This window comes from Selenomonas sp. oral taxon 126 (genome assembly GCF_001683335.1).
Lineage (GTDB): Bacteria > Bacillota > Negativicutes > Selenomonadales > Selenomonadaceae > Centipeda.
The window spans coordinates 2,746,781-2,767,263 of sequence record NZ_CP016201.1 but is presented as its reverse complement, the minus strand read 5'-3'; the positions used below and the strand labels follow the sequence as shown (position 1 = coordinate 2,767,263).

21 protein-coding genes are annotated in these 20,483 nt (G+C 58.6%); 18 read left to right on the top strand and 3 right to left on the bottom strand.

The features are described from left to right. The 3 genes from AXF19_RS12715 to AXF19_RS12705 form a co-directional block, all read left to right on the top strand. Window positions 1-560, top strand: a 560-nt coding sequence (locus tag AXF19_RS12715; RefSeq protein WP_172837403.1) for a glycosyltransferase, incomplete at its 5' end; no start/stop codon positions are given. A 198-nt stretch (window positions 561-758) separates the two neighbouring features. Next, complete coding sequence (gene queD / locus AXF19_RS12710; RefSeq protein WP_066849672.1) at window positions 759-1,139, top strand: 6-carboxytetrahydropterin synthase QueD; 381 nt, start codon at window positions 759-761, stop codon at window positions 1,137-1,139. 1 nt (window position 1,140) lies between these two features. Continuing rightward, a complete protein-coding gene (locus AXF19_RS12705; protein WP_066849670.1) occupies window positions 1,141-1,872 on the top strand; it encodes a 7-carboxy-7-deazaguanine synthase QueE in 732 nt (243 codons plus the stop codon). Window positions 1,873-1,876: 4 nt separating this feature from the next. On the opposite strand, the gene AXF19_RS12700 is transcribed toward AXF19_RS12705, so the two are convergent. The 3 genes from AXF19_RS12700 to AXF19_RS12690 form a co-directional block, all read right to left on the bottom strand. Beyond that, the gene (locus AXF19_RS12700; protein WP_237141629.1) at window positions 1,877-3,022 is read right to left on the bottom strand and encodes an HD domain-containing protein; all 1,146 of its coding nucleotides are present in this window, start codon (window positions 3,020-3,022) and stop codon (window positions 1,877-1,879) included. A gap of 125 nt (window positions 3,023-3,147) precedes the next feature. Next, window positions 3,148-5,205 (bottom strand): AAA family ATPase, encoded by a 2,058-nt coding sequence (locus tag AXF19_RS12695; protein ID WP_066849665.1) that lies wholly within the window; start codon window positions 5,203-5,205, stop codon window positions 3,148-3,150. Between the two features lie 61 nt (window positions 5,206-5,266). Further along, window positions 5,267-6,289: a helix-turn-helix transcriptional regulator gene (locus tag AXF19_RS12690; RefSeq protein ID WP_066849662.1), complete on the bottom strand. Its 1,023-nt coding sequence runs from the start codon at window positions 6,287-6,289 to the stop codon at window positions 5,267-5,269. A 190-nt stretch (window positions 6,290-6,479) separates the two neighbouring features. Between AXF19_RS12690 and AXF19_RS12685 the strand changes: the two genes are divergently transcribed. From AXF19_RS12685 to AXF19_RS12615, 15 genes are all read left to right on the top strand, one after another. Then, window positions 6,480-7,301 carry an amidohydrolase family protein gene (locus AXF19_RS12685; protein WP_066849659.1) on the top strand — a complete coding sequence of 274 codons (822 nt, stop codon included), beginning with the start codon at window positions 6,480-6,482 and terminating at the stop codon, window positions 7,299-7,301. Between the two features lie 20 nt (window positions 7,302-7,321). Next, window positions 7,322-7,792: a peptide deformylase gene (def, locus tag AXF19_RS12680; protein WP_066849656.1), complete on the top strand. Its 471-nt coding sequence runs from the start codon at window positions 7,322-7,324 to the stop codon at window positions 7,790-7,792. A 5-nt stretch (window positions 7,793-7,797) separates the two neighbouring features. After that, window positions 7,798-8,736, top strand: a complete 939-nt coding sequence (gene fmt / locus AXF19_RS12675) for a methionyl-tRNA formyltransferase (RefSeq protein WP_066850294.1) — start codon at window positions 7,798-7,800, stop codon at window positions 8,734-8,736. After that, on the top strand, window positions 8,733-9,575 hold the full coding sequence (locus AXF19_RS12670; protein WP_066849654.1) for a DUF116 domain-containing protein: 843 nt from the start codon (window positions 8,733-8,735) through the stop codon (window positions 9,573-9,575). Before fmt ends, AXF19_RS12670 begins: the two co-directional genes overlap by 4 nt. Continuing rightward, window positions 9,575-10,921, top strand: coding sequence for a 16S rRNA (cytosine(967)-C(5))-methyltransferase RsmB (rsmB, locus tag AXF19_RS12665; RefSeq protein ID WP_066849651.1), 1,347 nt, complete (start codon window positions 9,575-9,577; stop codon window positions 10,919-10,921). The genes AXF19_RS12670 and rsmB overlap by 1 nt, the downstream gene beginning before the upstream one ends. Next, entirely contained in the window at window positions 10,918-11,961 is a 1,044-nt protein-coding gene (gene rlmN / locus AXF19_RS12660) for a 23S rRNA (adenine(2503)-C(2))-methyltransferase RlmN (RefSeq protein WP_066849648.1), read from the top strand. Before rsmB ends, rlmN begins: the two co-directional genes overlap by 4 nt. Window positions 11,962-12,092: 131 nt before the next feature. Continuing rightward, the gene (locus AXF19_RS12655; RefSeq protein ID WP_066849645.1) at window positions 12,093-12,839 is read left to right on the top strand and encodes an FhaA domain-containing protein; all 747 of its coding nucleotides are present in this window, start codon (window positions 12,093-12,095) and stop codon (window positions 12,837-12,839) included. After that, on the top strand, window positions 12,839-13,282 hold the full coding sequence (locus tag AXF19_RS12650; protein ID WP_066849643.1) for an FHA domain-containing protein: 444 nt from the start codon (window positions 12,839-12,841) through the stop codon (window positions 13,280-13,282). Before AXF19_RS12655 ends, AXF19_RS12650 begins: the two co-directional genes overlap by 1 nt. Window positions 13,283-13,286: 4 nt before the next feature. Next, window positions 13,287-14,000, top strand: coding sequence for a Stp1/IreP family PP2C-type Ser/Thr phosphatase (locus AXF19_RS12645; protein WP_066849640.1), 714 nt, complete (start codon window positions 13,287-13,289; stop codon window positions 13,998-14,000). Then, window positions 13,997-15,271: an FtsW/RodA/SpoVE family cell cycle protein gene (locus tag AXF19_RS12640; protein ID WP_066849638.1), complete on the top strand. Its 1,275-nt coding sequence runs from the start codon at window positions 13,997-13,999 to the stop codon at window positions 15,269-15,271. Before AXF19_RS12645 ends, AXF19_RS12640 begins: the two co-directional genes overlap by 4 nt. Beyond that, on the top strand, window positions 15,264-16,673 hold the full coding sequence (locus tag AXF19_RS12635; RefSeq protein ID WP_066849636.1) for a peptidoglycan D,D-transpeptidase FtsI family protein: 1,410 nt from the start codon (window positions 15,264-15,266) through the stop codon (window positions 16,671-16,673). Before AXF19_RS12640 ends, AXF19_RS12635 begins: the two co-directional genes overlap by 8 nt. 69 nt (window positions 16,674-16,742) lie before the next feature. Further along, complete coding sequence (gene pknB, locus AXF19_RS12630; RefSeq protein ID WP_066849634.1) at window positions 16,743-18,494, top strand: Stk1 family PASTA domain-containing Ser/Thr kinase; 1,752 nt, start codon at window positions 16,743-16,745, stop codon at window positions 18,492-18,494. Between the two features lie 7 nt (window positions 18,495-18,501). Further along, complete coding sequence (gene rsgA / locus AXF19_RS12625; RefSeq protein ID WP_172837402.1) at window positions 18,502-19,377, top strand: ribosome small subunit-dependent GTPase A; 876 nt, start codon at window positions 18,502-18,504, stop codon at window positions 19,375-19,377. A 9-nt stretch (window positions 19,378-19,386) separates the two neighbouring features. Then, window positions 19,387-20,100: a ribulose-phosphate 3-epimerase gene (gene rpe, locus AXF19_RS12620; protein WP_066849626.1), complete on the top strand. Its 714-nt coding sequence runs from the start codon at window positions 19,387-19,389 to the stop codon at window positions 20,098-20,100. 11 nt (window positions 20,101-20,111) lie between these two features. After that, window positions 20,112-20,483, top strand: a 372-nt coding sequence (locus AXF19_RS12615; RefSeq protein WP_172837401.1) for a 7-cyano-7-deazaguanine synthase, incomplete at its 3' end; no start/stop codon positions are given.

The window sequence follows — 20,483 nt, the reverse complement described above, 5'->3', positions numbered from 1 at the left end:
ACATGGAGTTCACGATGAAGCTGCTCGCCGAGGGGATCAAGACGACGTGGGCGCATGATGCCGTGGTCTACGATGAGAAGCCGCTCACGTTCAAGCAGGCGTGGAATCAGCGCCGCCGCTGGGCACAGGGGCAGTTCGATGTGGCGCACCGCTTTATCCCGACGATGATTCACGAAGGGTGGAAGCGGCGTGACATCCGCATTTGGGATGGCTGCATCTATCTGCTGCAGCCGCATTTCCTGATGATCTCGACGTTCTTCATCATCATCAGCTACGTGCAGCTCGCATTCCCGCCGTTTTACACGAGCATTTACAAGTTCCTGCCGTCTCAGCTCATGACCGCAATCATGATTGGACAGTACGTTCTGCCTATGATTATCCTCATCAAGGTTCGCGCGAAGCTGAAGGCATGGTTCTATCTCTTGCTCTATCCCGTGTTCATCTATTCGTGGATTCCGATTATCTTCCTCGGATTCATCCACCGCAACGAACATGAGTGGAGCCATACGAAGCACACGCGCGCCATGAGCATGGATGAGGTCATGAGCGACGTGAAGTGAAAAAGGGGCGCCCCTATCGGCTCGCCGAGCTCGCCACTTCCCCCGTTTTGACGGGGGAAGCTAATATGCCGTTATCCTAAGCCTTCCCCGTATGACGGGGAAGGGGGACCGCGTAAGCGGTGGAAGGGGCACGAAGAAGGGCTGTTGTACGAAGTTTTAGCTTTGTGCAGCAGCCTATTTCAATAAAAGGAGAACATTATGTATACATTACGTGTCGAGGGCGCGTTTGAGGCGGCGCACCGCGTCGTGAACTACCCCGGCAAATGCGACCGTCTGCACGGGCACAACTGGGTGGTCGAGGCGACCTTTCAGGGCACGCAGCTGGATGAACTCGGAATGCTGATCGACTTTAAGATCGCAAAGAAGGCGCTTGCGGCAATTCTGGACGATTTCGACCACTACTATCTGAACGACTTCCCGCCGTTTAATGACGGCGTGAATCCCACGGCGGAGAATCTTGCGCGTATCATCTTCGAGCGGCTTGCCGCGCATGAGGAAGTCGCGGCATCTCCTGCGGAGCTGACTGCGCTCACCGTCTGGGAGTCGCCGAAGTCCTCCGTCACCTACACGAAGGACTGATATGCGCGAGAACATCATCGAGATCTTCTCCTCCATACAGGGGGAGGGGAAGTACGTCGGCTGCCGGCAGGTATTCGTGCGCCTAGAGGGTTGCAATCTCGACTGTACATATTGCGACACGGAGAATGAGATTGGACGGCATCCCACCTGCATGGTCGAGGAGCGGGCGGGTACGCATGAGCTCGTCCCATACGAAAATCCTCTTTCGGTGGAGCAGGTGGCAGAGATTGTCGCGCGTCTTACGCGGGATATCCCGCATCACTCTCTCAGCATCACGGGCGGGGAGCCGCTGCTCCATGTTCCCTTTATCAAGGAGCTTGCGGCACATATCGACCTGCCCCTTTTTCTTGAAACAAATGGGACGCTCGACAGAGCTCTTGCAGAGTGCATCGACTGTATTTCACACATCAGCATGGATCTGAAACTGCCCGATGTCCTGTCTGCGCCTGTTTGGGATGAGCACGCACGCTTTCTCGAAGTTGCACGCGCAGTGGATGTCTATGTCAAGGTTGTCGTCGCGGCAGAGACGCGCGCAGAGGATGTGGAGCGTGCGGCGCACCTCGTTGCCGACATCGCACCCGCGACACTCCTCATTCTCCAACCCGTCACGCCCTACGGCGGCTGTACTGCACCTACACCCGCACGACTCCTCGAGCTCCAATGCATCGCCCTCCGCCATCTGTCCGATGTCCGCATCATCCCGCAGACCCACCGCATGATGGATCTGTTGTAGGATACTATTTTTGTAACTTCTTTTCAATTACGAATCCGCTCCAATTATCTGCATACTGTAGAAGAAGCGTGAGCGGTTCCTCGCGTGCGGCGACACATTTATTCTCCTCTACGTATTGACCGTCGTGGTAGACAATTGCCTGTGTCTCTTCCTCTGTAAGAGGAAAGTGCGGCAGAATGAGGTAAATGCTGCGCACGGGGACACTCAGATAGGTGAGCTCCCGATTCCAGCGATAGGGATATCGTGCGCCCTCCTCATCATTTTTCAGATACTGCGGTGTTCCGGGGACGCCCGCTTTGCCGAGATCGTGGAGGAGGGCGACGATGACACAGCTCTCCTCAGATAGGTCAGGAGCGACTGACGCGCGCATTTTCAGCATTGTCTCGGCAACGTTCACACTGTGCTCGAGCAGGCCGTGCCTGCGACACAGGTGATACTTTGTAGAGGCGGGCGCTGTGAGGTAGGCCGTCTCCTGCTCGATGAAGTGCATCAGTGCGGCAAATGCCGTGCTGCGGTTTCTCACCATGTTCTTCAGAGCCTGATACCTGTGACAGAGCTCCACATCGAGATGCAGCAGCAGAACTCCCTGAGGTGTCTGCGCCGTACCGAGCATTTCCTCAAATACATTGCTGTAATACGATTCCCACTCCTCTCGCGTGGTCTTCTTCATTGTTGGGTCGCCGACAAAGTTCAGCAGAATGAGTCGCACGGAGGGGAAGAACTGTGGTACGCAGCGTGCTTGGATTTCATAGAGAAATGTCAAGCGGTTCGCGAGTTGATAATGCCCCTCCGTCCACAGCGTAAAATTTCCTTGCGGGAAATGCACTGCGTGATTTTTCTTCAGAGTTTCATTGATCTGATTTATGCTCTTTGGGTCTTTTGCCTTCGACTTCTGTCCTTCGGCCTCCTGCCGATAGGATTTTGCCTCCACCAGATAGAGTGTGCCGCTGTTTCGGCCGATGGCTATGCCGTCCCATTGCGGTTGATTCTTTGGCCAAAAATCGAAGATATTCATCTTGTCCGCACCGGGAAAGAGGCTCGACATCGCTTCATTTTGATTCAACTTATATTCCTTGAAATTATTTTTGGGGAGGGGGGCAATCCACTCCACCTCCTCGCCGATCTGCGCGGTACATTCCTGTGCTAACAATGGGAAACGCGGTGCATCGACTAACCTCTGCATCCACAGACGACTCCCTTTTTCGGCACTTCCCGGCGTCAAATTGCTTTTACCTGCTGTCATTTTTTACCTCCGAATTATTGAGTGCCATACTTTCATCCGTGTGAAACAGAAAATCCCATCGAGGTCTGTCTGCGTTCGGCATGCTGCAGGGCAGCGACATTGAAGTCGGCGACAGTGAGCTGACGCAGGCTGTCCTCCGTGAGGGCGTGGTGTTCTCGAAGAGCCCAGAGCCTCTGAGACTGCTTCATGAGCGCCTGCTCAAAGACATTCCGTACGAAACGTCCGTTGCCGAAGTCCTCCTGCCTGCACATGGAAGAAAATTGCGTGCGGCAATGAGTTACGATCTCCTCTGTGAGCGTGTATCCCTGCTGGCGTGCGATCAGGCTCAGGATCTCTGCAAGCTCGTCCGCTGTGTAGTCAGGGAAACTCACGTGGAATGCGATGCGGCTTCGCAGCCCCTCGTTGGCGTCTAAAAAGTCCTGCATTTTTTTCGGATATCCCGCGAAGATGACGATCACGTCCTCCCGATGATTTTCCATTTCCTGCACAATGGTGCTGATTGCCTCATCTCCGTAGCTGCCGGAGCGGTCATCGAGGAGAGCATATGCCTCGTCAATGAAGAGGATTCCGCCGCGTGCTGCACGGAATTTTTCTTTGACGCACACCGCTGTCCACCCGACGTATTTGGCGACAAGGTCAGAGCGCCCGCACTCGATGAACCGTCCTGTGGGAAGGATGTTCTCCTTGCTCAGGATGTCGGCGAGCAGGCGTGCAACCGTTGTCTTTGCAGTGCCCGGATTGCCTGTGAAGCACATGTGCATGGACGGGCGTTTCGTTTCTGTGCCCATCTCCGTCCGCATCTTCCGAATGGCGAATGCGGCGACGATCTGTTCCAGGATTTCCTTCTGCTGCTTCAGCCCGACCATGTCCCGCAGTACTGCAGCGGCATCTTCAGTCGGCTTCTGCACTGTTGTTTCGGGATGGAAGTCCACGTCCTGATATGCACGGTAGGACTTGTTCTTCAGTGCGTCCCGGTAGAGCTTTTCGTGAATTTGGTGAATGTCCGATGCGCGGAAGGTACGCCGATCACCGAGAGCCTGCTCCAGCTCGTGCTCGGTGTAGTGGGGCATTGATGACTGTGCATCAAGGCTCTGCAGATATGCAGCTGCCTGTGCACGGCTGCCTGCACCCTCCTCGATGTGCACAAAGGAAATATCCTCACGCAGTGTGGTCAACAGATTTTTCAGCCCGCCCCTCTGCATGTGGAAGTCGACCAGAATAAAGAGCGTATTGCGCTGATACTTACGAATCATGGCAGCCAAGTACTCATTTACCCGTTCGTAGCTGCCCGCATATCTTTCCTCCTCGGCGCAGCTGCATATCTCGAGGACAACGGTTCCGCCCTCCGCATGACGCAGGAGATGATCCAGGTCAGATTCGTCATAGCATTCTTCCTGTATGTTGTAAACCCTGTTGATGCGCTGCCCTGCAAGGCGCTTGTTGGCGTAGAGAGCACGTACGAGCAGGCGCGTCATTGTCATTGCAGCGTCTGAGTTTCCTGCTGTGATGTGATAATGCACAGGATGCCCGTAAAAAATCTTCCGCTCATTCTTGTCAGAGTAAATTCGCGCCAGCTCATCCAGGAAGCTGCTGTCTGCCATCAGCCCGTCTGCCTCGCGGTATGCCTTTGCGCGCGAGAGCTGCGGGCGCATAGTGCCCATCTCCTCCGCAAGCCGAAAGTAGCGATTATCTGCATAATTCAGCTGTAGATCATACAGGGGGCTACAGCAATTCAGGTAACTTTTTTTATCACAAATTTCGATGTAATGGGCGAATTGTTCGCGTGTGATCTCACGCAGAGAATTTACGGAAACTTTTTTTATGCCGCATGCTTCGGACAGCATCGGTGCAAGCAGCTTTCCAAGCGGTCCTGCAGTCATAGGTTTCGTCTGCTTCACAGCCCCACACATGTGGAAGCCATCCGAAAGGGGACGGTCAATGACAAAAAAATTCTTTCCGTCGGTGTGCTGTGCATAGAGCAGTTCGTTCAGCTCGGAGAGTCGTTCCTCGCGCTTTCTGCGCTCTTCACCGTATCCGGACGGAAGCTCCTCCGAAGGGCTGCAGCTGATCTGAAATTCGTAAAACAGCATTGTTCTCACTCCTTTGATCTATCATTCCATTATCTCAATTATTTTCATATACATGCAGAGATCAATTTGATTTAGTTTTCAGGGAACAAGGAGGGGCTTCCAGCCCATAGATCTCACACATGCGCCGCAGCGCATCCTTTACTGCTGTGCGCAGACGCTCGGGTGAGATGATCTCGACATATATGCCGAACTGCAGCGCCCAATACGTCATCGCCTCTTCGTTGCAGCGGAGGGTTACGAGCATGCGCTCCTCGTCTTCCAATTTGAGGCGGAAATTCCTGCCGAACCAGTCCGTAAGCGCATCCATCATATAGGTGTATGTCCGAAGCTGAACGGTGACACTCTCTCCACTGAACATATAGATGTGTTCCGCCATGTGGCGCGGCAGACTGAATCCCTGTGCGAAATCGCGGATTGCGCTCTTTGGCTTTGCAGGCTCATCCAGCATCTTGATGTCTGTAATGCGGTCAATGCGGTAATGCGAGACGTTGTCATATGCATCATAGTTGCCGATGAGGTAATAGCGACCGTTCTGTGCAGCCATCTGATAGGGATTTACCACGTATGGCGCAGTCCGCCGCGGATGCAGTCGGAAATCTGTACCACAGCTATTGTAGGTGAACTGCACCTTGTGCTTCGCCTCTATGGCATCGTTCAGCACGTCCAGAGTGTGCATTACCTGTGCATTCTCCGCGTGGTGGAGCTTTGAGAGATGAGCCACATGGGATACCTTTGGCTGAAAATAACGACTGCCAAGCGATTTCAGCTTTTCGATCAGGCGATTTGCCTGCACTGCAGACAGTTCGTGTGAAAAGAGTACGCTGTCGATCAGCATCCGCAGCTCTGCATTGTCGAATGTCCGATCAATGAGTGCGTATCCTGGGCGCACCTCAATCTCATAGCCCATTTCCTGCAATGCCTCAATGTTGCTGCGCACCGAGCGGCGGTCACAGGTGACGCCGTACATCAGCTTCATCAGACGGATGATTTCCTGCTGTGTCAGACGATGTTCCTCATCTGTATGCGTTCGAAGAATCTCCAGAATCATCATGTTGAGCATCTTTTTGCTCCCGCTTGCATACATCCTTCTGCACCTCCTTGATCATCAGTATAGCACAGTCGATGTGCATTCTTTTGTACATTTTGGCTCGAATCGTGAAAAAGGAAGCTTAGAATCTGCATTTATTTGTTTCTTCGGTTACAGAAAAACTATTGACGGATATGGTAAACTAAACGGATAGTGATACTTAGTTATTTTTAGAAAGAGAATATACATGAAGATCATTGACGCCCATCTGCATTTTGGCAGAGGGGAGTATTTTGATACCGTGGCGCGGGCAGCGGGGCATGAGAATACGGAGGAGGCTCTGCGCCGCGACTTTCGTGCGTCGAACATTGTCCACGGGATTGTGATGGGCAATCTGCCTGTGGAGGAGACGAGTCCGAACTATCCCGATATCTTTCATTACTGTGTGGGTATCGGGGGCGACGGCGTGACAGAGATCGCGGAGGGGCGCATCGAAAAACTTTTGCCCGCACTCGAACAGCACCTAAAAAGCGAGCAATGCGTCGGCATCAAGCTCTATCCGGGCTACAATTATTTCTATATCTACGACGATATGCTTGCACCCGTCTATGAGCTCGCCGCGCAGTATCAAAAGCCCGTTGCGGTGCACACGGGGCTGACGGCGACGGAGAAGGCGCTGCTCAAATACGCGCATCCGAATGTAATGGACGAAGCGGCGACAAAGTTTCGCGCGGTGAATTTCGTCATGTGTCATTTTGGCGAGCCCTATTTCACGGACGCAGTTGCCGTGATGGAGAAGAATCTGAACGTGAGCGCCGATCTTTCGGGGATGCTTGCGGGTAAAATTCAGGATTTTGCGCTATTCTGTGAGCGCAAGAAGTTCTACATCGAGCAGTTGCATGGCTGGCTCGCATATTTGAATGCCTATGACCGCCTGATGTTCGGGACGGACTGGCCGCTTGCAAATCTGGACGACTACATTGCGTTCATGAAGCTGCTCATACCCGAGGAGCATTGGGACGCGGTGTTCTATGATAATGCCGTGCGGATCTACAATCTGCACCTCTAATGTAAGATAAGGGAAAAACTATGGCGATACTGGATATCAAGAAGGCGGGCGATCCCGTTCTGAAACAAGTGGCAGCGCCGGTCGACCGCCTCACAAAGTGGCATCGCAAGCTGCTCGACGATATGGCGGAGACGATGTACTCCGCAGACGGCGTGGGACTTGCTGCGCCCCAAATTGGGAAGTCACTGCGCATTGTTGTGATCGACGTGCAGGATGAGAACGGGCTGCTCGAACTCATCAATCCTGTCATCACAATGCGCGAAGGTTCTGTGACAGATTCCGAGGGTTGCCTCTCCGTGCCCGAGGTCTACGGCGATGTGGAGCGCGCGGCGCGCGTGACGGTGGAGTATACGGATCGGCGCAGCCGCAGGCGCAGCCTGACGGCGGAGGGGCTGCTCGCGCGCTGCATTCAGCACGAGTGCGACCATCTCGACGGCAGACTCTTCATCGATATTGCTGTAAGTCTGCGCAAGGAGGAGAAGAAGGGGTGACGAGAATGCGTGTCGTCTTTATGGGGACGCCGGACTTCGCCGTGCCGACACTTGCGGCGATCGCCGCGCGCAGCGATCTCGCCGAGGTCGTCGCTGTTGTGACGCAGCCTGACCGTCCGCGCGGGCGTGGAAAGAAGCTCAGCCCGTCGCCCGTCAAGGCGTGGGCGCTCGCGCATGATATTCCCGTCATGCAGCCCGTGCGTGCGCGCGATGCGGACTTTGTCGCGCAGCTGCGCGCGATCGCGCCCGACCTTGCCGTCGTCGTGGCGTTCGGTCAGATCCTCTCTCAGGAGGTGCTCGATGTACCCGTACACGGCTGCATCAACGTGCATGCTTCCCTCCTGCCGAAGCTGCGCGGGGCGGCGCCGATTCAGCATGCCATCATGGCAGGTGAGCGGGTGACGGGCATCACGACGATGCAGATGGACGCGGGTCTCGATACGGGTGATATGCTCCTCCGCCGTGAGGTGCCCATCCATGCGGATACGACGTATGGCTCGCTTCATGATGCGCTGATGGAGACGGGGGCAAGTCTCCTCGTCGAGACGTTGGAGCAGCTCGCGGCAGGGACGCTTGTGCGCACGCCGCAGACGGGGGAATCCTCGTATGCGGCGCGCATCACGCGCGAGACAGCCGTCATCGACTGGTCGAAATCTGCGCGGGTTCTGGACGCCCTCGTGCGCGGGCTGAATCCGACGCCCTACGCGCAGACTGCGCTTGCGGGAGATACCTACAAGGTTGGGGCATTGCGCTCCACAGGGCGCGCGGCAAGCGCAGAGGTAGGCACGATCATCGCTGCCGATGCCAAGGCGGGACTCGTCGTTGCGGCGGGTGATGAGGACGTGGAAATCACGGAGATTCAAGCGCCCGGGAAGAAGATGATGGCGGCAAATGCCTTTTTGAATGGCTGTGCGCTGACCGTCGGCGCGAGGTTTTCGCCATGAGCGGCGAGACCCTGACCGTCAACGGGAAGACTGCGGGTGTGAAGAAGACCATCACACTCCCGTCGCGCCCGAAAAAACGTCTCTTCATCGGGATGCTCTCGCTCGTCACCGTACTCGCGGCAATCTTGCTCTTTGGCATCTGGTACATCGGCGTGCCGGGACTCGAGCGGATTCAGCCGCTCCTGCCGTGGGTGATCGGGGGCGTGCTGACCCTCCTTGTCCTCCTGTCCTTCTTCGGGATTTTCAATATGGTGCTTGCCGTTGCGGGGCTGCCGTATCTGCCATGGATGAAGCGACAGACGTACGAGCTCATCAACTTGCTCTTTCCTGCGGCGGTGCGCCTCGGCGCGGTATTTGGCGTCAAGCGGCGCAGGCTCGAGGGGTCGTTCATCGCGGTCAGCAATCTGCTCTTTCACCGCATGCACATCCGCGTGCCTGCGAACCGTCTGCTCGTCGTGACGCCACACTGTCTGCAACTCGCGAGCTGTCCGCACAAGGTGACGCGTGACCCGAACAACTGCAAGCGCTGCGGCGGCTGCAACATCGGCGACCTCGTGGCACTCGCGGACGAGATGGGCTTTCACTTCTTCGTGGCGACGGGCGGCACGCTCGCGCGTCAGATCATCTACAATATGCGCCCAAAGGCGGTGCTTGCAATCGCGTGCGAGCGCGACCTGATGAGCGGCATACAGGATGTATTTCCGCTACCTGCGGTCGGCGTGCTGAACATCCGCCCGAACGGTCCGTGCTACAACACGAGCGTGGACATGGGCGAGGTGCGCCGTCAGCTGGAGGAGATCATCGAGCCTGTGGAGCAGGTCACAGAGAAAGGCGCATAATGCAGAGGTATCGTGAGGACAAAATCGACCGCGTGCGTGAGCTGGCAATGCAGGTATTGCAAAAAATTCACGTCGAGAGCGCGTATGCGAATGTCGCGCTCGCACAGACGCTGCGTGATACGCAGCTCGCGGAGCGCGACCGCCGCTTTCTGACCGAGCTTGTCTACGGCGTCACAAAGGCGGGGGGATCGCTCGACTATATGATCGGGCAGTATGTCGCCGATATCCGCAAGGCGCAGCCCGCCATACGCGAACTCCTGCGGCTTGGCTTCTATCAGATCTTCGTCATGGATCGCGTGCCGCCGTCTGCCGCGTGCAATACTGCGGTGGAATTGGCGAAAAAACATGGGCGCAGGGGGGCGGATTCGTTCGTCAACGGTGTTCTGCGCGCGGCACTGCGCGCGCCCGAGCGTGCGGCTCTGCCGACGGGACGGGATGCGCGCGCACTTGCGCTCAGGTCTTGGCATCCTGCGTGGATGGTCGAGCGTTGGATGCGCGCCTACGGCTACGAACGTACGGAGGCGCTCTGCCTCTGCAATAATACGAGCGCGCCGCTCTCCGTGCGCGTGAATACACTGCGTATGAACCGCTCCGCGCTGATGGAGCAATTTGTGGTTGCTGGGGCAGAGGCACGCGCCTCTCAGTGGGTGCCGGACGGCATCGTTCTGCATGCGCATGGAGCGCTCGATGATCTGCCGCCGCTGCGCGCGGGACTCGCACAGGTGCAGGATGAGAGCTCGATGCTTGTCGCACATGTACTCGGGGCAGAGCCGGGCATGACGGTGATCGACGCCTGTGCCGCCCCTGGGGGCAAGACGACGCATATCGCTCAGCGCATGGAGAATCGCGGGCGCATTCTGGCGTTTGACATCTACGAGGAGAAGATTCGCCGCATTGAGCAGAACGCACGGCGGCTTGGCATCTCCATCATCGAGGCAGAGATGCGCGATGCGCGGGAAATTGGCGCAGCATACGAGGCCATGGCGGATCGTGTGCTCGTTGACGCACCCTGCTCGGGGCTTGGCGTCCTCAGGCGCAAGCCCGATGCACGCTGGAAGAAGAGCGCGTCGGACAGAAAGACCCTGCCGCCCATCCAGCGTGCCATTCTTGCAAGTGCGGCACGGGCGGTGAAGTCGGGCGGCGTGCTGGTCTACAGCACGTGCACAATGGAGGAATGCGAGAATGCCGCCGTTGTGCAGGACTTCCTGCGCGCGCATCCCCATTTTACTCTCGAGCAGACGGGCGCATTCCTGCCTGAGCAAAAGACTGCGGAGCCGATGGTTCAGATCATGCCGGAGACGGACGGACCGGACGGCTTCTTTATCGCGCGCATGAGGCGGACATGAAAAACATCTTCGGTCTGACAAAAGAGGCGCTTGCCGATGCGCTCAAAGAATATGATATTCCCCGCTTCCGTGCGGATCAGATCGTCCGATGGATGTATCAGCGCGGTGCGGTTTCTTTTGATGCGATGGACAATCTGTCGAAGGCGCTGCGTACGCAGCTTGCCGCGCATTTCTCTATCGAGCGTCCGAAGGTCGTCTCGCGTCTGCATTCTGCGGACGGGGCGACGATCAAGCTGCTCTATGAATTCACGGACGGGCAGACGGCAGAGACGGTGCTGATGCGTCATCCGTACGGCAACAGCGTCTGTGTCTCGACACAGGCGGGCTGCCGCATGGGCTGTGCGTTCTGCGCCTCGACACTGCATGGCCTGCAGCGCAATCTGACAGCAGGGGAGATTGCGGCGCAGGTGATCGGCATGGCGGATTTCCTGCGACAGGAGGGGACGCGCGTCGATACGATCGTCGTCATGGGCTCGGGCGAGCCGCTCGAGAACTATGACAATGTGATTGCGGCGCTGCGCCTGCTGCACGAGGAGTACACAATCGGCCTCGGCTATCGCGGCGTGACGCTCTCGACTTCGGGCATTGTACCCGGCATTGAGCGGCTGGCGAAGGAGGGGATTCCAATCTCACTCTCGATCTCGCTGCACGCGCCGACAGAGGAACTGCGTTCGAAGATCATGCCCGTCAACCGCATGTACCCGCTCTCGGATGTGCTGCGCGCGGCGCGTGCCTACGCGGAGCGGACGAAACGGCGCGTCACCTACGAGTATATTCTCATCCGCGATCTGAACGACTCCGTGCGCGAAGCGGAGCAGCTCGCTCATCTGCTCAAAGGGCAGCTCGCGAGTGTCAACCTCATCCCCATCAACCCCGTCGCCGAGCGGAATCTCTTCCGTCCGGACAAGGCTGCCATCCGCCGTTTTCAAAAGACGCTCGAGGATCGGCGCATTGCCGTAACCCTGCGGCGTGAGATGGGAACCGACATACAGGCGGCGTGCGGACAGCTGCGCAACCGTCTGATGGAAGCGGGACTATAGGAAGCACTGATAAATTCTGCACCAATCTGACGGACTTCATTTTATCAGCGATTCCTATAAATTTTTCTTTTTTTATGGTATGATATAGGAGTTGTTAATTCTATTTCGTTGCCAAAGGAGAGTATTGCACGATGATTGATCGCGTGGAATCCTTTCTGGGAGATCATATCGAAGGTTTTTTCAATCGTAAGTTCAGCAGCCACCTCGAGCCTGTTGAACTCATCAAAGGTCTCGAGAAGGAGGCAAAGAAGCAGGGGACGGGGGGCAGTCTCGCAAATTCCTACCTCATCTCGCTCGGGACGGAGGACTATCAGCGCCTCTGCTCACATCGCGTGGCGGATGAGCTTGCCGTGGCGCTCAAGAAATACATCATCCGTGCGGATCTTGTGATGGACGGGAAACTCAGCATCTGTTTCGCACTTGATGAAGGTCTGCGCGCAGGTTCGTATCATCTCACGGCGCGTGTGCAGCATGAATGTGTGCCTGTGGAAACGGAGACCGTTTCTCACGATACGATGGCGCAGACCATCGTGCTTGAGCGCCCCTCTCTGATCGAGGCACGTTGTCTGAACCTGCCGCCCGAACACGAGATTGCGACGCTTACGGTGCTTGGCGGCGCGGATGAGGGCATATCCGTGCGTCTGGGCGAGCGCAAGATCTATATGGGTCGTATGCCGCGCAATGAGTTCATCCTGACGGACTCAAATGTCTCGCGCGTACACGCGTGGGTCGCGTATGAGCAGCACCGCCATGTGCTCTATGACGCAGAGAGCCGCAACGGCACATTCGTCAACGGCACGCGTATACAGATGCAGCGGCTGCGCGACGGCGATGAGATTCGCCTCGGCACAACGGCGCTGCGCTACGGTGTGCTCTGATGCCGGCGCTTGCGCTCAAGGCGCTGCGCGTCCTGCTCGAATACGGTGCGCTCCTCTGGCTTGCGTATGCTGTCCTGCGGCTTGGGCGCAGTATGTTTCGTACACTGCACAGAGATATCAAAGAGGCGGCGCATCTCCCCGAGGCGCCGCAGGGAGAGGCGTCCTTCCTCGTCATCGCAGGTGAGGGGCTTACGGGGCAGCGATTTCCCGTGGAGCATGAGCTCACAATCGGGCGCAGTGCCGACAACGATATTGTACTTATGGACAGTTTTGTATCCCATCATCACGTATGCGTCTATCAGAGAGAGAATGCGTATATCGCAGAGGATTTGGGCAGCCGCAATCACACCTATCTGAACGATGGGCTGCTGACGGGGCGGGCGTATCTGCGCGCAGGCGATGTCCTGCGCATTGGCGCTGTTGCCCTGCGTTTTGAGAGGTAAACACATGATAGAGGTTTCGAGTGCGTCGGACATCGGACGCGTGCGGACATCGAACGAGGACAGCTACGGCGTTTTTTCTCCTGCGGTTTACGTTGTCGCCGACGGCCTCGGCGGTCATGCAGCGGGGGAAGTCGCGAGCCGCATGGTGGTCGCCGCCGTTCACGATATGGCAAACGAGGGGCAGACGATTGATACAGCGGCGCTGAAGAGCGCCGTCCTGCGGGCCAATCAGCAGGTGCTGGATGCATCGGCGGGGAACTCCTCCTATGAGGGAATGGGCTCCACGGCGACCGTCCTGCATGTAGATGAGGACACGGGGATCGCGTACTATGCGCACGTCGGGGACAGTCGTCTCTATCTCCTGCGGCGCGGCGTATTCCGTCAGGTCTCGCGCGACCACTCCTATGTGGAGGAACTCGTTGCACGTGGTGAGCTCAGTGAGGCAGAAGCGCAGCACCATCCGCGCAAGAATCTTCTCCTGCGCGCTGTTGGCATCGAGGAACGTCTCCATGTGGACGGCGATTCCTTCCCGCTCGAGGCGGGCGACCGTCTGCTCCTCGCGACGGACGGGTTGACAAACATGGTGGAGGATGCGGTGCTTGCAGCCCTGCTCGGCGGGGACTTTGCCGATGTCGCCGCCCGTATGGTGGAGCGGGCACTCGAGGGGGGCGGCAGTGACAATATCACGGCGATTGCCCTCGCGTACGAAATGCCATGACACGGGGGCTGAAATTCGCACCCGTTGGGCTGCTCCTCTGTGCGCTCGGCGTCCTGCTGCTGAAGCAGGGGGCAGGGCAGCCGGGATGGATGCCGGACTGGCAGGGTCAGCTTGCGTATCTGCCGTGGCTCGCACTCCTCATCTGCGCGGGCGCAGCAAGCTATGTACTCGCGGCGCGGCGCAAATTGGACAGTGTTCCTCTTTCGCTCGCCTATCTGCTCCTCGCCGTCGGCCTCGCGGAGATTGCGCGGCTGAAGCCCGATCTCTTCACGGCGCAGCTGCGTTGGGCGTGCGTCGGCATCGCTCTCTGGGCGTTGGTGCTCGTCCTGTGGGAGCGCGTGCGGCAGTTTCTCGCCTATCCGTATGTATTGGGGATTGCGACGACAATCATCCTGCTTCTGCCGTTGCTGTTCGGTGTGAGCATCGGCGGCAATACGAACTGGCTCGCGTTCGGCGGCTTTTCCGTGCAGCCCTCGGAGTTCGGCAAGATCCTGCTCATCTTCTTTCTCGCGGCGTATCTTGCCGACCATCGCGCAGTGCTGACCCTGCCCGCGCGTCGCTTTCTCTTTCTCCATCTGCCGCCTGTGCGCTTCATCGCGCCGCTCGTCGTACTCTGGGGGCTTGCCGTCCTCATGTTCGTCATTGCGCGTGATCTCGGCGCGGCGCTGCTCTTCTTCGGGATGGCGGTACTCATGACCTATATGGGGACGGGGCGTAAATCCTACGTATTCCTCGCGGGGCTGTTCATCCTCGCGGCGGCGGCACTCAGCTACGCGCTCTTCGGGCACGTTCGCGTGCGCTTCGATATCTGGCTGCATCCGTGGGCGGATCCGAACGGTATGTCCTATCAGGTCGTGCAGTCGCTCTTTGCCATCGGTACGGGCGGCGTCTGGGGTACGGGCTTTGCCGAGGGGCATCCGCTGCTCATCCCCGAGGTGCACACGGACTTCATCTTCGCGGCGATTGCCGAGGAGTTCGGTCTCATCGGCGCCGTCCTTGTGCTCGTGGTCTACGCCCTACTGTTCTGGCGGGGCAGCCGCATCGCGATGAGCGTGCCGCGTGCGGAGGAGTCGCTGCTCGCAGCGGGCTGTGCCGCAAGCCTCTTGTTGCAGGCATTCATCATCACGGCTGGCGTGACGAAGCTCCTGCCGCTCACGGGGATTACGCTGCCGTTCGTCAGCTACGGCGGCAGCTCGATGGCGGCGAGTTTTATTCTCATCGGCATATTGACGGCGCTCTCGGGCGAGAGCAGGGAGGCGGCGGATGGCTGATCGGAAACTCCGAAAGCATATCGCAGTCGCCGCGGTATTCCTGCTCGCACTGCTCGGCGTTCAGATTCTCTATCTCGCAAAGCTGAGTGTCTGGGACGGGGATATGCTTTCCGCTCATCCCCTCAATACGCGCTCTGCGCTGATGGAGCAGGACATTCGGCGTGGGCGCATCGTGGATCGAGAGGGGTGCGTGCTCGCGGAGAGTGCGACGGACGGTACGCGCTCCTATCCATACGGGCGCATACTCGCACCCGTGACAGGCTATCAGACGGAGCGCTACGGCGCGACAGGCGTGGAGCAGACGGCGGGGCAGGAACTCAGCGGCGTGACCTTGGATGTCGCGCATATGGGACCCCTGCGCACGCTGCTACGCGCGGATGCGGGCTATGATGTCCGTCTGACCGTCGATGCCGCGCTCTCGGAGACCGCATGGAACGCTCTTGACGGGCGGCACGGTGCGGTCGTCGTGATGGATGCAGAGACAGGTGCAATCCGTGCCATGGTGAGCTCTCCGTCCTACGATCCCGCCTCTGCGGCGGCAAACTGGGATGAACTCACGGCACGCGCGGACAGCCCACTGCTGAACCGCGCGGCGCAGGGGCTCTATCCGCCCGGCTCGACGTTTAAGACACTCATTGCCGACGCAGCGCTGACGGCAGGGGTGACGAATCCGGATGAGGTGTTCACCTGTACGGGGGAACTTGCCATCGGTTCGGACTACGTACTCCACGAGAGTCACGGCGAGGTGCATGGGCAGCTCCGCCTTGCCGATGCGCTGCGCGAATCCTGCAATGTCACCTTTGCGACGCTCGCCCTGCGCCTCGGCGGCAGCGGGCTTTCCTCGGCGTTCGAGCGCTTCGGCATCGGCGCGGAACTGACGGATGCAGAGATTCCGATGGCAAAGGCGCATGTCCCTGATCTGAAATCACTCGGTGACGGGGAGATCGCACAGCTCGGAATTGGGCAGGGCGCACTGCTCGTCACGCCCTTGCAGATGGCGCTCGTTGCAGATGCCTTTGCAAATGGCGGGCGCATGATGCAGCCGTATCTGGTCGAGCAGGTTCTGACGGCGGACGGGACGCCTCTTTACGAGGCGCGCCCGCAGGTATGGCGGACGGCGACGACGGCGGAGCGCGCGGCTGTCATCGACGGCTATATGGCGGATGTCGTTGCTGCAGGGACAGGCACGGCGGCGGAGGTCGCAGGCGTGCGCGTCACGGGTAAGACCGGCACGGCAGAGAATGCAAGCGGAACGGATCATGCGTGGTTCATCGGCTCGGCAGAGCGCGGCGGTCAAAAGATCGTCGTTGCCGTCCTCGTGGAGGAGGGCGGCTTCGGCGGGCGTGCAGCGGCAGGGATTGCACATCAGGTGATACGAACGTATTTTGAAGGGCAGCGATGAATACGCTCCGCCGCCCTTTCTGAGATATAGGCTTCGGCAGTGATGGCAGAGGCGTTAGGAGGAACGAACATGATCGAGCGTGTCTTGGATGGACGCTACGCGCTGGAAATGCTGGTAGGCAGCGGCGGGATGGCAGATGTCTATCGGGCAAAGGATCAGCTCTTGGAGCGCACCGTCGCCGTCAAGATTCTCCACCAGCAGTACGAGAATGACACGGAGTTCATTGCGCGTTTTCAGCGCGAGGCGAAGGCGGCAGCGCGCATTACGCATCCAAACATCGTCAACGTCTACGATGTCGGCGTCGCCGAGGGGCGGCACTACATCGTCATGGAATACGTTCCGGGACGTACGCTGAAGGAGCGCATCAAGGAGGAGGGACCCGTGCCCGCCCCCGAGGCGCTGCATATCGCGCGTCAGATCGCGGGGGCGCTTGCACAGGCGCACGCGAACAACCTTGTTCACTGCGATATCAAGCCGCATAACATCCTCGTCATGCCCGACGGCAACGTCAAGGTTGCGGATTTCGGCATCGCGCGCGCGGTGACGGAATCCACGATGACCTACAACGACAATATCATGGGGTCGGTGCATTACTTCTCACCCGAGCAGGCGCGCGGCACCCTCATCACGCCGAAGTCCGATGTCTACTCCCTCGGCGTCGTGCTCTACGAGATGCTGACGGGGCGCATCCCATTCGACGGGAATACGGCGGTGAGCATTGCGCGCAAACATCTCGAGGAGGAGCCGCAGTCCGTGCGCTCTCTCGTGCCGAACATTCCGCCCGTGGTTGAGGCTCTCGTAACGCGCATGATGGCAAAGGAGCCGGCACTACGCCCCGACAGCCGTCTGCTCGTGCAGGACATCACGCGCACGGAGCAGATGATGCGCAGCGACACGGCGGTCATGCCGGCGTTCGATCCCGATGCGACGCGCGTCCTCACGCCCGTGGAGGCACAGGAAATCAGTGCAGCCGTGGAGGAGGAGGAAGCCGCAGAGGAAGTGGAGGAGAAATCCTTTTTCCGCACGAAGAAATTCAAATTCGGACTCGTCCTCATCCTCCTGCTTGGCTTCTTTTCGGGATTCTTTCTGAGCTTCGGCAAATTCTGGAGTTCTGTGGAGATTACAGTGCCCGATGTGACGGGCAAGCAGCTCACGCTCGCACGGCAGATTCTCGAGGATCAGCATCTGCGTGTCACGGTCGCCGAGGCCTACGATGCCTCCGTACCCGTGGGCGTCGTGGTCTCACAGACCCCGGAGGCGGGCACGAAGGTCAAGGAGGAGCGCACAATCACCATCTACGTCAGCAAGGGCGGCGAGGAGCTCGAGATGCCGAACCTGCGCGGACTGAAACAGTCGGATGCGATTGACAAACTACAGCAGATGGGGCTGCGCCTCGGTTCCGCCTATGAGACGTTCTCCGATGAGGACAGCGGCACGGTCATCTCGCAGGATCCGCGCAGCGGGACACGAATCAGCAAGGGACAGTCCGTGGACATCACCGTCAGCAAGGGACAGAAGGTTAAGAAGATCAGCGTCCCCGATGTGAAGGGCGTTCCCTCGGATCGTGCGCGCACGATGATCGAGGGCAGCGGTCTGAAGGTCGGCAGCATCTCGGAGGAGGAGAGCACGCAGGCGGCGGGTACCGTGGTCAGCCAGTCGCCCTCTGCAGGCAGTGAGGCGGACAGTGGCAGTTCCGTACGTCTCGTGGTCTCGAGCGGCAAGAAATCCTCCGGCTCCAAGGAAGATGCGAAGGGCGGCGACAGCAAGAAAAACGACAAGGATTCTGCCGGACGCCGTATCCAGACGGAAAAGACAGAGTAGGGAGTGCATGGTGGCGGAGCGCGGACGTATCCTAAAGGTCTATAACAATGTACTCCACGTCGCGGCAGAGGATCGCATTATCCTCTGCAAGCTGCGCGGCAGGGTGAAGAAGGGGCGCAGCGACCTGACGCCTGTCCCCGGTGACATCGTATCCATCGAACGGATATCTGAGGGAGAGGGCGTGATCGAGCGCATCGAAGCGCGCTCGAATCTCCTGCAGCGCCCGCGTGTGGCGAATCTCACGCAGATCGTCGTGACGGTGGCGGCAGCAGCGCCGGATCCACATCCACTCGTTGTGAGCCGCTTCCTCGTCCTCGCAGAATGCTCCGGCGTGAAAAAGATCGTCCTCTGTGTGAACAAGATGGATCTCTATGCGGGCATACATGAGGAATACCTTGCGGCATACGAGGCGGCGGGCTATCCCGTTCTGCGTGTCTCGGCAGAGCAGGGGACGGGGCTTGACGAACTGCGCGGGCGGCTTGCGGGCGAGATCACGGTATTTGCGGGACCGTCGGGCGCGGGGAAATCCTCCCTGCTCAATGCACTCGACCCCTCGCTCGCGCTCCTGACGGGGGCGGTCAGCGAGAAGATTGGACGCGGGCGGCATACGACGCGGCGCGCCGAACTGCTTCCGTTTGCAGGGGGCTATGTGGTCGACACGCCGGGCTTTACCCAGCAGGAGCTGACGGAGATTGTGCCCGAGGAGCTTGCTGCATGCTTTCCCGAGTTTGCCCACCATGCGGGCTGCCGTTTCGCACCGTGCAGCCACAGCCACGAGCCGGATTGCGCTGTCAAGGCGGCTGCAGAGACAGGGGAACTTTCACGCGAGCGGTATGATGCCTACATCGCACTGCTCGATGAACTAAGATTGAAAAGAAAATAGGAGAATCCAATGGCACACGAACATGAACACGAGCATGAAGAGGAAATGATCGAGGAGGAGCACATCCATATCGAGCGCCCGACGATCATCGCGCCGTCCATCCTCTCGGCGGACTTTGCAAATCTCGGGGCGGATGTCCGCCGCGTGGAGGAGGCAGGTGCGGAGTACATCCACATTGACGTGATGGACGGGACGTTCGTGCCGAACATCACCCTCGGCCCCTGCGTTGTCGAGAGTCTGCGCAAGGTTTCCAAGGCGGTCTTTGATGTACATCTCATGGTCGAGCATCCAGAGACGCATATCGAGCCGTTTGCAAAGGCGGGCGCGGACATCATCACGTTCCACGTTGAGGCGACGCGCCACGCACACCGCGTGATCCAGCAGATCAAGGCGGCGGGCTGCAAGGCGGGCATTGCGCTCAACCCCGGCACTTCGATTTACACTCTTGAGGAGCTGATCGATGATGTTGATATGGTGCTCCTCATGACGGTCAATCCCGGCTTCGGCGGACAGAAATTCATCGAGAATACGCTCGGCAAGATTCACGCGCTCTATCATACGGTCGCGGACAACGAGCTGGATGTCGATATCGAGGTGGACGGCGGCATCAATGCGGAGACGGCGGAGTCCGTACGCTCGGCGGGGGCGAACGTGCTCGTTGCGGGCTCGTACATCTACGGCGCGCAGGACGCTGCCGTAGCTATCGCCTCGCTGCGCGGATGAGAGGTCACGATATGGGGGGAAAAGCGGTAATCCTGCTCTCGGGCGGGCTCGACAGCTGTACCTGTATGGCGGTTGCACAGGCAGCGGGCTATGAACTCTATCCGATCAGCTTCAACTATCATCAACGCTACGACCGCGAGGTAGACTGTGCGAAGCGCATTGCCGCACATTTTCACGCGGCGGAGCATCTCATCATCGAGACGAATATGGATGCGGTCGGCGGCTCTGCGGTCACGGACAAGAGCATTGATGTCCCCGATGGGGACGCAGACCGCACGGATATCCCAGTGACCTATGTGCCCGCGCGCAACCTCATCTTCCTCAGCTATGCGCTTGCTTTTGCCGAGCGCGTGGGCGCGCAGCATCTCTACATCGGCGTGAAC

What these genes read in the sequence shown, in the direction of transcription:
- queD (WP_066849672.1), top strand. Translation starts at nt 759, where the DNA reads ATGTATACATTACGTGTCGAGGGCGCGTTTGAGGCGGCGCACCGCGTC.
- AXF19_RS12705 (WP_066849670.1), top strand. Translation starts at nt 1,141, where the DNA reads ATGCGCGAGAACATCATCGAGATCTTCTCCTCCATACAGGGGGAGGGG.
- AXF19_RS12695 (WP_066849665.1), bottom strand. Translation starts at nt 5,205, where the DNA reads ATGCTGTTTTACGAATTTCAGATCAGCTGCAGCCCTTCGGAGGAGCTT.
- AXF19_RS12690 (WP_066849662.1), bottom strand. Translation starts at nt 6,289, where the DNA reads ATGTATGCAAGCGGGAGCAAAAAGATGCTCAACATGATGATTCTGGAG.
- AXF19_RS12685 (WP_066849659.1), top strand. Translation starts at nt 6,480, where the DNA reads ATGAAGATCATTGACGCCCATCTGCATTTTGGCAGAGGGGAGTATTTT.
- def (WP_066849656.1), top strand. Translation starts at nt 7,322, where the DNA reads ATGGCGATACTGGATATCAAGAAGGCGGGCGATCCCGTTCTGAAACAA.
- fmt (WP_066850294.1), top strand. Translation starts at nt 7,798, where the DNA reads ATGCGTGTCGTCTTTATGGGGACGCCGGACTTCGCCGTGCCGACACTT.
- AXF19_RS12670 (WP_066849654.1), top strand. Translation starts at nt 8,733, where the DNA reads ATGAGCGGCGAGACCCTGACCGTCAACGGGAAGACTGCGGGTGTGAAG.
- rsmB (WP_066849651.1), top strand. Translation starts at nt 9,575, where the DNA reads ATGCAGAGGTATCGTGAGGACAAAATCGACCGCGTGCGTGAGCTGGCA.
- rlmN (WP_066849648.1), top strand. Translation starts at nt 10,918, where the DNA reads ATGAAAAACATCTTCGGTCTGACAAAAGAGGCGCTTGCCGATGCGCTC.
- AXF19_RS12655 (WP_066849645.1), top strand. Translation starts at nt 12,093, where the DNA reads ATGATTGATCGCGTGGAATCCTTTCTGGGAGATCATATCGAAGGTTTT.
- AXF19_RS12650 (WP_066849643.1), top strand. Translation starts at nt 12,839, where the DNA reads ATGCCGGCGCTTGCGCTCAAGGCGCTGCGCGTCCTGCTCGAATACGGT.
- AXF19_RS12645 (WP_066849640.1), top strand. Translation starts at nt 13,287, where the DNA reads ATGATAGAGGTTTCGAGTGCGTCGGACATCGGACGCGTGCGGACATCG.
- AXF19_RS12640 (WP_066849638.1), top strand. Translation starts at nt 13,997, where the DNA reads ATGACACGGGGGCTGAAATTCGCACCCGTTGGGCTGCTCCTCTGTGCG.
- AXF19_RS12635 (WP_066849636.1), top strand. Translation starts at nt 15,264, where the DNA reads ATGGCTGATCGGAAACTCCGAAAGCATATCGCAGTCGCCGCGGTATTC.
- pknB (WP_066849634.1), top strand. Translation starts at nt 16,743, where the DNA reads ATGATCGAGCGTGTCTTGGATGGACGCTACGCGCTGGAAATGCTGGTA.
- rsgA (WP_172837402.1), top strand. Translation starts at nt 18,502, where the DNA reads ATGGTGGCGGAGCGCGGACGTATCCTAAAGGTCTATAACAATGTACTC.
- rpe (WP_066849626.1), top strand. Translation starts at nt 19,387, where the DNA reads ATGGCACACGAACATGAACACGAGCATGAAGAGGAAATGATCGAGGAG.